This is a genomic window from Prevotella sp. C561 (genome assembly GCF_000224595.1).
In the GTDB taxonomy this organism is placed as follows: Bacteria; Bacteroidota; Bacteroidia; order Bacteroidales; family Bacteroidaceae; genus Prevotella; species Prevotella jejuni.
On record NZ_JH114162.1, the window covers coordinates 6,344 to 19,000 of the forward strand.

The 12,657-nt window shown below is 40.0% G+C and carries 5 protein-coding genes and 1 pseudogene; 4 read left to right on the forward strand and 2 right to left on the reverse strand.

Features of this window, described 5'->3' with window-relative positions; genetic code table 11:
• Positions 1 to 31: 31 nt before the first annotated feature.
• A pseudogene (locus tag HMPREF0666_RS17005) lies at positions 32 to 394 on the forward strand (IS30 family transposase); the annotation flags it as partial.
• Positions 395 to 547: 153 nt separating this feature from the next.
• Here the strand turns inward: HMPREF0666_RS17005 and HMPREF0666_RS15365 are convergent.
• Positions 548 to 3,718: a hypothetical protein gene (locus HMPREF0666_RS15365; protein WP_009013301.1), complete on the reverse strand. Its 3,171-nt coding sequence runs from the start codon at positions 3,716 to 3,718 to the stop codon at positions 548 to 550.
• Positions 3,719 to 5,028: 1,310 nt separating this feature from the next.
• Positions 5,029 to 5,616, reverse strand: coding sequence for a DUF417 family protein (locus HMPREF0666_RS15370; protein ID WP_009013302.1), 588 nt, complete (start codon positions 5,614 to 5,616; stop codon positions 5,029 to 5,031).
• Between the two features lie 1,195 nt (positions 5,617 to 6,811).
• Between HMPREF0666_RS15370 and cas9 the strand changes: the two genes are divergently transcribed.
• The 3 genes from cas9 to cas2 are packed head-to-tail and all read left to right on the forward strand — an operon-like array spanning position 6,812 to position 12,341.
• Complete coding sequence (gene cas9 / locus HMPREF0666_RS15375; RefSeq protein ID WP_009013303.1) at positions 6,812 to 11,086, forward strand: type II CRISPR RNA-guided endonuclease Cas9; 4,275 nt, start codon at positions 6,812 to 6,814, stop codon at positions 11,084 to 11,086.
• Positions 11,083 to 12,009, forward strand: a complete 927-nt coding sequence (cas1, locus tag HMPREF0666_RS15380) for a type II CRISPR-associated endonuclease Cas1 (protein WP_009013304.1) — start codon at positions 11,083 to 11,085, stop codon at positions 12,007 to 12,009. The genes cas9 and cas1 overlap by 4 nt, the downstream gene beginning before the upstream one ends.
• On the forward strand, positions 12,009 to 12,341 hold the full coding sequence (cas2, locus tag HMPREF0666_RS15385) for a CRISPR-associated endonuclease Cas2 (RefSeq protein ID WP_009013305.1): 333 nt from the start codon (positions 12,009 to 12,011) through the stop codon (positions 12,339 to 12,341). The genes cas1 and cas2 overlap by 1 nt, the downstream gene beginning before the upstream one ends.
• The last annotated feature ends 316 nt before the right edge of the window (positions 12,342 to 12,657 follow it).

Sequence of the window (12,657 nt, forward strand, 5' to 3'; positions counted from 1 at the left end):
AGAGACGTAGTACAAACATAGTTGTTTATAGAGAAAACTAAAGAAGGGGAAAAATGCCAAAGAACTGGCACGAACTGTAATACACTTACTATCTCCTTTCAAAGACCATATCAAGTCTATTACAACTGACAATGGTACAGAATTCGCTTGTCATGAAATGATAGCCAAAAGCCTTGGTGTTACCATATATTTTGCTGACCCATACGCTTCATGGCAGAAAGGCGCTATAGAAAATGCTAACGGACTAATTAGGCAATACGTGCCAAAAAAAGAAACCTTTGAGCATATCAGCCAGCAACAAATAACTAAGTATTCAAAGAAAATTAACATGAGGCCAAGAAAGAAATTAGATTTTAAAACACCACAGGACTGCTTTTACGAACTAATTAAGTAAATTTGCACTTGCTTGTTGAATTCACGAAAGACTATTTGTTTATGTTGTTGCAAAGGTATATTAAAAGGCTAAATAAAAATAGTTGCATCCTATTATTTGCCTAAAATAAATGGATGCAACTATTCTTAATATGCTGGTTATCAGTTGTTATGATTATTCTGATAGCTTTGTAATATAATTGACGATACTACTTGTATTTCGCTTACAATACTCGTCGAGTAGCGTCTTGTTATCTCCTATCTTACTATGATAGAGTCGACTGACAACAGGGTTTAGGTTTCCATAGATACCTAACATCCCCGGCAGGAGTGTACGCTTCACTCTTGGCATTGCAAGCAGCAGGATGAGTACCCGCACTTGCTGGCTGTTTACGCTCGTAAAGTGGAATATCTCTTGGCATACTTCTTTGTCTGTTGTGGCAAAGCTAATGAAGAATTGCTCTAATATTTGCGCTATCTGGTCTGTGACATCACGTGTAGCAGAGTCGATGTCAGCAAAGAGTTTTGAATGAAACTTCTTCATTCTCCGCTCTTCATTCTCCTTTTTTATATTGTCGTGTATGGTGGTATATTCTTCTATCAGCTGTTGGAGCGTATTTAAGTACTTGATTTGTGTGATGCGATTGTCGATAGTTTGCAACAGACGCAGCAGTACGATACGGTCACGATTGTCGATATCTTTCTCTATTGTTTGCAGTTCGTTTAATAGGCTTTCAGCCATCTCTTCATAGCCTTTCAGCCGTTGCAATTCTACGATATTGGTTGAGATATAATCGCGAATAACCTTTAGCCCCTTAGGAGTAAAGATGTTTTCGTATTGTTCCTTGACCACGATAAAGTCTGAATAGACCTCGGCTATCGTCAGTTGTTTGGTTGCTTCTTGTATATGTTGCAGCCTTTCTCTCATGCCATCGTTCAGTCCGCTGAGGACGAGCGTGTCCTCGGTCGACCGATAGAACTTATCGAGTCGCTCCTTAATCTCTTGTATATGATTGAGACACACCTCGTTCTTCTTGCATTGTTCGATGATGATTTCGATGTTATCTGTGCTACGGGCTTCTTCCGAGTCGTGTATCATCTGGCTACATTCATACACCTCGTATTGTTGGATGCGGTCGATTTGTTCGTTAAGAAACTTCACCATCTGGAGGGCTGTGTCACGGTTTAGTCGGGCAATGCGAGCCGACAGGTTGGCGAACAGCTCATTGTTAGCTCGCAGACTTTGAGAACTGATGTTAATCGTTTCTATCTCATTGCTAATAGCTTCAAGTGTGTTTTGTTCGTTCTCTGTCAGTCTGTCTTTTAGGCCTGCCAACGCTTTTAAGCGATGGCGAAGGTCGTCTTTACTTAGCTGGAGTTGCCTGTAAGTCAATGTCTTGTGCCTACGATAGCTGAAGAGAATAATACCTATTATACTCATCATCGTGAAGAGGATGATACCAATAAGTTGTAGGCTGGGGGCTTTATTATCAAAGGTAACCCACTTGGCAGCCTCCTCTTTGTCTGGAGTCAACTGTATCACGCCAAGGTCGGAACCAATGTAGAGCGTGTTGTTAAGGCTGAAAGCGGCCTGAGCATTGAAGTGTATGTCATCAAAGAAACTACCACAATCGTAGAGTCGGTTGTTTTTTATCTTGTATTTATGTATCCCCATCTCTGGTATCGTATAGACAATACTGTCATTGATACAAAAGATTTGATTGCTTCCATCGGTTCGAATGGAGTCAGCTCCTTGTATTTGTAGATAGTGATTGGTGAGGAGGAGTAGGCGAGGGCGTGGCGAATTGTAGGTGCAGAGACTATTGACAAACACCATGTGCTCGGTTCCTGCGATGCGTTCCACCTGCTTTCCCTTGCTGACAAACACACCATGATTAAGGGTCGAGATGTATATCTTGCCGCTTTCTTGGCTTTGATGGAAGGCTGTAATATACCTGTTATTCATCGACTTCACCGTGTCTGTCTTCCCATTACGGCAGTCTACTGACAGCAGATAGTCTTGCACACCAAGTAGTAGTTTGTTTTCATGGGATAGAAGGGCCATCGAGGTGATACGTGTCCTTGGTTGTGTCAGCAGTTGTGGACGCTTGAAGAGTTGGTTGATAAGGTATTGTTCGCCAATATTGAGCCTGAACACTTGATTATTAGCCGTATAGTAATAGATGTCTTCGCCATCGGCAAACATCTCTTTTGGCAACTCGTCGTCTTCAAAGTCATATACCTTCTTGGCTATGAGTTCGTCGGCTTTCTGGCGAAACAGCTCGTGTTGGTTGTTTACATAGATGAGGTCATTACCCATCCTACATGCTGCAACGACTGGAGGATTGGCATTGAAGATGCCAAGATGGTGGGGGATGCGCCATAGAGCGTTCTTTGTAAGGAGGATGGAGAAGCCGTTTCCGTCGTCGGCAATGGCTATCCGATGTGGATTGTCGGGTACATTATTGCGGAGAGGAATACTGACAAAACGCTCTAAATTGTCGGATAGGAGTATTCTCGATGATGTAATGAAATAGTAGGTCGAGCCTGCTTTATAAAAGGACAGCACCGACTGGGGCAGTGGAAAGTGCTTGCTGTCAGCTCCGTTGATGTTTTCTATCGTTAGTTGATTGTCAGAAAGAATACAGAGGTGACCGTCATAGAAGGCTACCTTGCGTATATTCTCACCTTTATGACGTAGTTCTGTCTTCTGCGTGTGTAGGTTTATGCTTATTACTCCGGCCTGTGTGGCAGCAAAGAGCCACTTGTCATCGACGGGGCAGAGGTTGTTGACCAAGAAGGGTTCGCAACACTGGGTTGCTGATGTCGCTTTGATAGGGTAGAGTAGGGTCAGTCCTTGCTGCGGCTGACTGATAGGCATGGAGAAAAGACCTTGTGACGTAGCGACATAGAGGTGCTTGGCTGTAATCGTTATATCGTAGGGAGAATAGCGGCTACCCTTGCTGGGAATGTCGTACGTAAGCTGATGGAGGAGTGTGTCGGCAGCTATATTCCATAACTGCAGACCGGCATTACGTGATGCAATCCATATCTGATTAGGGTGTGCTGGGTCGCGTTCTACGTCATAGATGCGGTCGAGTCCTGTGTAATAACGCTTCCTTTCGTCCCCATTAATATGCCATATAACACCCGTCTCTCCGCCAATCCAATAGCCAGTCTTGTCTATAGACAATGCAGACAAACGGTCGGCATAGTGGAATTCTCGCTCTGATATCGACCGTGAAGGGACTGTCTCCTTGCAGCCTGTGATGACGAATAATAGTATCAAACAGAGCCAGTTGATAAGAAGACGCACCTTTGCCTGTATATTGTATTCCGTAGTCATTGGATTTAACTTTGTCTGCAAAGATAACGAATTACTCTGAGAATTGACGATGTTATCTTATATTGTTTGTAGAAAAGTGGCGTCTGAGAGAGTGTTATTGGATGTTTTCTTGGATGGTAGGTGATGATGTATTGGGTGTTAGGTGTTGATGTGTTGGGTGTTAGGTGTTTAATGTTAGGTGTTGATGAAGTGCTTTTGTGGGTGTTAGGTGATGATGTGTTGGGTGTTAAGTGTTGATGTATTGGGTGTTAGGTGTTTAATGTTAGGTGTTGATGAAGTGCTTTCGTGGGTGTTAGGTGTTTAATGTTAGGTGTTGATGAAGTGCTTTTGTGGGTGTTAGGTGTTGACTGTTAGTTGTTGATGAAGTGCTTTCATGGGTGTTAGGTGTTGAATGTTAGTTGTTGATGAAATGCTTTCATAGGTGTTAGGTATTGAATGTTAGGTGTTGATAAAAAGGTTATGTGGATACAAGTTGTTTAGTATTGAGTCTTAAAGCAGCTTGTAAGTAACATCATATTTCATACCCACAAAAACAAACATCGTGTACTTTCTCATAGCAGGTTTGGGCTCCCCTCCTTCGGAGGGGCTGGGGGAGGTCCCCACATCCACCTTCTCCCCTTGTCAACATTTTTCGCTCCTCTTATTCATAGTACATGCTCTTTAAGGTGATAGAAGAGGCCCTTCTACGTTCGAGAACATGCCCTTCTTGCATGCAGAGAAGGCCCTTCTTGAGGCATGAAGGGCGTCTTCTCGAATGCTGTTTGTAATGTGTTGATTCATTGATGGTTATAATGTTGATAGTAGGGGAGGTTATACCCTTGTGTAGAGGGTGTTTAACTCGGTGTTATGTAATGTTTTCTTCATGGTTTTACAGGTGTTCTCCGAGATGTGGAATGGGATGCTTGAAACATTATTCGAGTGGTCGGATAAACCCTTGAAAGGCTTATCTGTGAGTGTTTTTTACCGCTTTCAAATGTTGTGTAGAGGATTTGTACACACGATGTTGAGGCTCCGTATGATAGAGAAAGGGGGGTGTGAAAGGATTATTTTAGGACCATCTTGCGAAAGACTGACCCTCTTGTCGTGGTGTAAATATTCAGTTTATGGGCAGGGGAAACGTTCTTTCTGTTATATGCGTAGGTAGGAGAAGGGAGAAAGACGGATACATTAATAGTGTATATCATGGTGAGACGATATAATGTGTAATGTTCTTTCTGCGATAAATGTTACTGAACAGTTGCCGACGTGTTTAGCGAGAGAGACGAAAAAAGGGGATGTGTCGCCACATCCCCCTCGTTGTTTTAATCGTTTTATCTCTTATTCTTTTTAAGAATTCGTTGTGCACAATCGGCCAAGACAACGACCGCTCCGGCCAGAATACATACATCCTTGATGACCAGACGACCCGCACCTGTAAGTAACGGGAACCCGTGCTCGCCACTTCCTAAGTCGGGTACCCATACTTCGGGAGTCGTGACAAGGAAGGACAACGTGCCAAACGTCATGAGAATGACAAGGCCTGAACCAACGAAACCAATCTTTGGAAACCAGATACCTAATAAGGTCAAAATGCCAAATGACATAATGGCAATACCTAAACCATGAGAGAAGGTGTAGGTGTTGTTGGCTTCATGCCAGTCGTGTTTGACCTTGTCAAACTCGCCTTCTTTGAGCTTGTAGTCCTTATACTCTGGTGCCTTCTTTGTGTAGAAGAAGCTCATAAACGGACTGTTTGCCACGAATGGCACAATACCCTCTGCCTCATAGTTCCAAAACTTCAACCCACCAATCCATACAAAGATGATGAAGATTGCTATACGTATTAAATGAATACCTGTACCTTTCAGCGATGCTGCGGTATTTAGAACGAAGTCTAATAATAAATTAACTTTACTCATAATCTGTTACTGATTTATATCATGAATTTAATAAACACTCTTTTATATCTCTCTCTGCCAGTTCTTAGCTTTTTGTCCACTATTTTTTTATTTCCCATCTGCTATGTTTAAGCCTTCCACTTACCCTAATTAAGCCTCTTTTTTACGATAAGTAGGCCCTTCACTTACGCTAATTAGGCTTTCTAATTACTGTGAGCTGGCCTTTTAGTCACTATCGTTAGGCTTTTTATTTACAGTGGGTAGGCCTTTTATTTACTCTAATTTTTCTTCTCGTCTAACTGGGAGTAGGCCTTTGACTTACTCTAATTAATCCTCTCGTCTGCTGTGAGCAGGCCTTTTAATCACTCTAATTAGGCTTTCTATTTACTGTGAGCAGGCCTTTCACTTACTTTAATTTTTCTTCTCGTCTAACTGGGAGTAGGCCTTTGACTTACTCTAATTAATCTTCTCGTCTGCTGTGTGCAGGTTTTATTCTACGATGATTTTAAGTTACATCCATGCTGGATATGCTCTTACCCTATGATAGACTCACTATTATCCTATAATGAACTCACTATTATCCTATAATGAACTCGTTTTCTCACTCAGAATGTTATCCACTAAATCCCTTGTCCTTTTGTCTTTAGAATTTCGTTAACAGTAGTCTTCCACTCCTCGTTCTGAAATTGTCGGCAAAGATATATAATTCCCCGTAAACGGCAAAGAATATTCCTTGTAATTATTACAAAAACTACCACGAATAGTCTTTTTTATCTAAAAATACCATCTTTGTGGTATGATAAAATGACATCCCTTTCCATATCACGTTGTTGATGCGTTTACCATTATTGCATCTGTCAATAATGGGAGAGCCTGTGATAGTATGTAAAAGGTATTTAGTGGGCAATTAGTGAGGATGGTGTTTATTATCAAAAAGTAATTATTCTGCAGCAAAAGGAATAAATTATATTGTTTATTTGGAATTTTATAAAAAAATATATAAGTTTGCATAATAGATAGTTATGCGCAGTTAAATTACAACTAAAAACCTAAATAGAATCTGCGTGGGGTTAGAAGATATAAAAAAAGACCCTGTGGTTGACCGCAGGGTACAAGAAAATCTTCGGCTTATAGCCTTGTTGTGAAAAGTCTTCACTGTGTATCTGAGTGCAAATATACAACTTATTTCTGATAAAACAAACAAATTCTTAAAAATATGACACAAAAAGTTTTAGGCTTAGATCTTGGTACTAATTCTATTGGTTCAGCAGTTAGAAACTTGGACCTCTCAGATGATCTACAATGGCAGTTAGAGTTCTTTTCTTCTGATATCTTCAGGAGTAGTGTTAATAAAGAAAGTAATGGACGTGAATATTCTTTGGCTGCACAGCGTTCTGCACATAGAAGAAGTCGTGGGTTGAATGAGGTAAGACGGCGTAGATTGTGGGCTACATTAAATTTACTCATTAAGCACGGTTTCTGTCCGATGAGTTCAGAGTCATTAATGCGATGGTGTACTTATGATAAACGAAAAGGGCTTTTTAGAGAGTATCCAATTGATGATAAGGATTTCAATGCATGGATACTTTTGGACTTTAACGGCGATGGCAGACCAGATTATTCCAGTCCATACCAACTGCGTCGAGAACTTGTAACACGCCAATTTGATTTTGAACAGCCTATTGAACGTTATAAACTTGGACGTGCTTTGTACCATATAGCACAGCATCGTGGCTTTAAGAGTAGTAAGGGAGAGACTTTGTCGCAGCAAGAAACTAATAGTAAACCGTCGTCTACAGATGAGATACCAGATGTAGCAGGTGCAATGAAAGCTTCGGAAGAGAAACTTTCAAAGGGCCTGTCTACCTATATGAAGGAGCATAACTTACTGACAGTTGGTGCAGCTTTTGCCCAGTTGGAAGACGAAGGTGTAAGAGTTCGCAACAATAATGATTACCGTGCAATACGTTCACAATTCCAGCACGAGATAGAGACCATCTTTAAGTTCCAACAAGGACTGTCAGTAGAAAGCGAGTTATATGAACGCCTTATAAGTGAGAAGAAAAATGTTGGTACAATTTTTTATAAGCGTCCTTTGCGTTCGCAACGGGGGAATGTGGGAAAGTGTACACTTGAACGTTCAAAGCCTCGCTGTGCTATTGGTCATCCTTTGTTTGAGAAATTCCGTGCTTGGACATTGATTAATAATATCAAAGTCAGAATGTCTGTAGACACATTGGACGAACAACTTCCTATGAAGTTACGTCTGGATCTTTATAATGAATGCTTTCTTGCGTTTGTAAGGACTGAGTTCAAATTCGAAGATATTCGTAAGTATCTTGAAAAACGACTGGGTATTCATTTCTCCTACAATGATAAGACTATTAACTATAAGGACAGTACGAGTGTTGCCGGTTGTCCTATAACTGCTCGGTTCAGAAAGATGCTGGGAGAGGAATGGGAATCCTTCCGTGTTGAAGGACAAAAAGAGAGGCAAGCGCATAGTAAGAATAATATCTCGTTCCATAGAGTTTCATATTCTATTGAAGATATATGGCATTTCTGTTATGATGCGGAGGAGCCAGAAGCAGTGCTTGCCTTTGCTCAAGAAACCTTACGATTGGAGAGGAAAAAAGCGGAGGAGCTCGTTCGCATCTGGTCGGCAATGCCCCAAGGTTATGCTATGTTAAGTCAGAAGGCGATTCGTAATATCAATAAGATATTGATGTTGGGATTGAAATACTCTGATGCTGTGATACTTGCTAAAGTCCCAGAACTTGTAGATGTTTCTGATGAGGAGTTGTTGTCTATAGCGAAAGACTATTATCTTGTAGAGGCGCAGGTTAATTATGACAAACGCATTAATAGTATTGTTAATGGCCTCATAGCCAAATATAAATCAGTATCAGAAGAATATCGTTTCGCTGATCATAACTATGAGTATTTATTAGATGAGTCTGATGAAAAAGATATTATCAGACAAATTGAAAATAGTTTGGGAGCAAGGCGGTGGAGTCTGATGGATGCTAATGAGCAGACAGATATTTTACAAAAAGTTCGTGACAGGTATCAGGATTTCTTTAGAAGTCATGAGCGTAAGTTTGTAGAGTCACCTAAGTTGGGGGAAAGTTTTGAGAACTATCTTACAAAGAAATTCCCAATGGTTGAGAGAGAGCAATGGAAAAAGTTATATCATCCTTCACAAATTACCATTTACCGCCCAGTTTCAGTTGGTAAGGATCGATCTGTTTTAAGATTGGGTAATCCGGATATAGGTGCAATAAAGAACCCAACAGTGTTGAGAGTGCTTAATACTTTAAGGAGAAGGGTTAATCAGCTTTTGGATGATGGTGTTATATCTCCAGATGAAACAAGAGTGGTCGTAGAGACAGCTCGTGAGTTGAATGATGCTAATAGAAAGTGGGCTCTGGATACTTATAACAGAATCCGTCACGATGAAAATGAGAAGATAAAGAAGATTCTTGAAGAGTTTTATCCGAAACGTGATGGTATAAGTACAGATGATATAGATAAGGCACGGTATGTAATAGACCAACGTGAGGTAGATTACTTTACGGGATCCAAAACCTACAATAAGGATATAAAGAAGTATAAATTTTGGCTGGAGCAGGGAGGGCAGTGTATGTATACTGGTCGTACCATAAACCTATCAAATCTTTTTGATCCAAATGCATTTGATATTGAACACACCATTCCAGAGAGTCTTAGTTTTGACAGTTCTGATATGAATCTGACTTTATGTGATGCTCATTATAACCGTTTCATAAAGAAAAATCATATTCCTACAGATATGCCGAATTATGATAAGGCTATTACTATAGATGGTAAAGAGTATCCTGCTATAACATCTCAGTTACAACGTTGGGTAGAAAGAGTTGAGCGTTTAAATCGTAATGTTGAATATTGGAAAGGGCAGGCAAGAAGGGCACAGAATAAAGACCGTAAAGACCAATGTATGCGTGAGATGCATCTGTGGAAGATGGAGTTGGAATACTGGAAGAAGAAGTTGGAACGCTTCACAGTTACTGAGGTTACAGACGGATTTAAGAACAGTCAGCTTGTGGATACACGAGTTATAACTCGTCATGCAGTTTTATATCTGAAGAGCATATTCCCACATGTAGATGTGCAACGAGGAGATGTAACTGCTAAATTCAGAAAGATACTTGGTATACAAAGTGTAGACGAAAAGAAAGACCGTAGCTTACATTCTCATCATGCTATAGACGCAACAACTCTGACGATAATCCCAGTTTCTGCAAAGAGAGATCGTATGCTGGAGTTATTTGCTAAGATTGAAGAGATTAATAAGATGTTATCCTTTTCTGGTAGTGAGGATAGGACAGGGCTGATACAAGAACTTGAAGGTTTGAAGAATAAACTTCAAATGGAAGTCAAGGTATGTAGGATAGGTCATAATGTTTCAGAAATTGGTACGTTTATAAATGATAATATCATTGTTAATCACCATATTAAGAATCAAGCTCTTACACCAGTTCGTCGCCGATTAAGAAAGAAGGGGTATATAGTTGGAGGAGTAGATAATCCTCGGTGGCAGACTGGTGATGCCTTGCGAGGTGAAATCCATAAGGCAAGTTATTATGGTGCGATAACACAATTTGCAAAGGATGATGAAGGAAAAGTTCTGATGAAAGAGGGACGTCCTCAAGTAAATCCTACGATTAAATTTGTAATACGTAGAGAATTAAAGTATAAGAAATCTGCTGCCGACAGTGGCTTTGCTTCGTGGGATGACCTTGGAAAAGCCATTGTTGATAAGGAGCTTTTTGCTTTGATGAAAGGGCAATTCCCTGCAGAAACATCTTTCAAGGATGCTTGTGAGCAGGGTATCTATATGATAAAGAAAGGAAAGAATGGTATGCCTGACATTAAATTGCATCATATAAGACATGTGAGGTGTGAGGCCCCTCAAAGTGGCTTGAAGATAAAAGAGCAAACTTATAAATCCGAGAAAGAATACAAGCGTTATTTCTATGCTGCAGTTGGCGATTTGTATGCAATGTGCTGTTATACAAATGGTAAGATTCGTGAGTTTAGAATATACAGCTTGTATGATGTTTCTTGTCATCGTAAATCTGACATAGAGGATATTCCAGAGTTTATCACCGATAAGAAAGGTAATCGACTTATGCTTGATTATAAGTTGCGTACTGGCGATATGATTTTGCTTTATAAGGATAATCCAGCGGAGTTATATGATTTAGATAATGTAAATTTGAGTCGTCGCCTTTATAAAATTAATCGTTTTGAGTCACAGAGCAATTTAGTTTTAATGACTCATCATTTGTCTACATCGAAAGAACGTGGACGTTCTCTTGGTAAGACAGTTGACTATCAAAATCTTCCAGAGTCAATTCGCAGTAGTGTAAAATCTCTTAATTTTCTTATTATGGGTGAGAATCGTGACTTTGTTATTAAGAATGGTAAGATAATCTTCAATCACCGATGATAAAGAAAACTTTATATTTTGGGAATCCTGCTTATCTCTCACTTCGTAATGGGCAGTTGGTTATCCGACTTCCTGAAGTGGAGAAAGCAGAACTTCCTGATATCATAAAACAGGAAACTATCAGAACGGTTCCTATAGAAGATATTGGTGTTGTGGTATTGGACAATAAGCAGATAACCATTACACAAGGTGCTTTAGCAGAGTTAGTAGCTAACTCTGCTGCAGTAATAACCTGTGATAGTAAATGTATGCCTACGGGAATGTTACTTCCTCTTTCTGGCAATACATTGCATCAGGAGCGTTTTCGTAATCAGATAGAAGCTGCAATTCCATTGCGTAAACAGCTGTGGCAACAAACGGTAAAAGCTAAGATAGAGAATCAAGCATATTGTTTACAGAAGAATACTTCTAAATCATTTGTTCCGCTCCATGTCCTTGCTCGTAAAGTCAGGAGTGACGATGCTGATAACCACGAAGCGCAAGCTGCAGCCTATTACTGGAAGAATCTCTTTTCTGATGGTTTCACAAGGGATAAGGATGGTATTCCACCTAATAATCTGTTGAATTATGGATATGCAATACTTCGTGCTGTGATTGCTCGTGCTTTGGTGGGGAGTGGACTGTTACCTGTCTATGGAATTCATCATCATAACCGCTATAACGCATATTGTTTAGCAGACGATATTATGGAACCTTATCGCCCGTTTGTGGATGACCTGGTCCTTTCAACGATGAAAAAGATGGAGATTTCAGATGATTTGACAGTAGATTTAAAGCGGGAAATGTTGTCAATACCAGTTCTTGATGTTGTTATAGGTGGTAAGCGTAGCCCATTGATGATTGCTGCAGGCTTGACAACTGCAAGTCTTGCGAAGTGCTATAATGGGGAAGCTCGTGAAATTTCTTATCCTTCCTTTCTTTGATGCAACGACTTAGCGAATATAGGGTTATGTGGGTAATGGTCTTTTTTGATCTTCCAACGAATACAAACAAGGAAAAGCGTGCTTATACTATCTTCCGAAAAGATTTGATGAAAGATGGTTTTACAATGTTTCAATTGTCAATCTATGTTCGTCATTGCGCAAGCAGAGAGAATGCAGATGTTCATGTGAAACGTGTAAAATCATTTATGCCTAATTCTGGTAATGTCTGTATTATGGTCATTACTGATAAACAATTTGGTGAGATAGAGCTTTTTCGTGGAACTCAGCCACAAGAACCTAATGCTCCAGGACAGCAACTAGAATTATTCTAAAAAAGAGTCCCATCATTGTGATAGGACTCTTTTGTTTTGCATTTTTTATTTGTACAAAAGTCTTGTTACTTGCTGTAATACAGGTAAATATAACTTTTAAGTTGTACGTGCTAATGCAAAGATACACATTTTGAAGCAAATCACAACTAGACGGTTTTTCTCCAGGAGGAAAGAGAAGTTGTACGTGCTAATGCAAAGATACACATTTTGAAGCAAATCACAACTTGAAGAAATATAGGAAACTTTAATGTGTGTTGTACGTGCTAATGCAAAGATACACATTTTGAAGCAAATCACAACAAAGATCACATTCAAG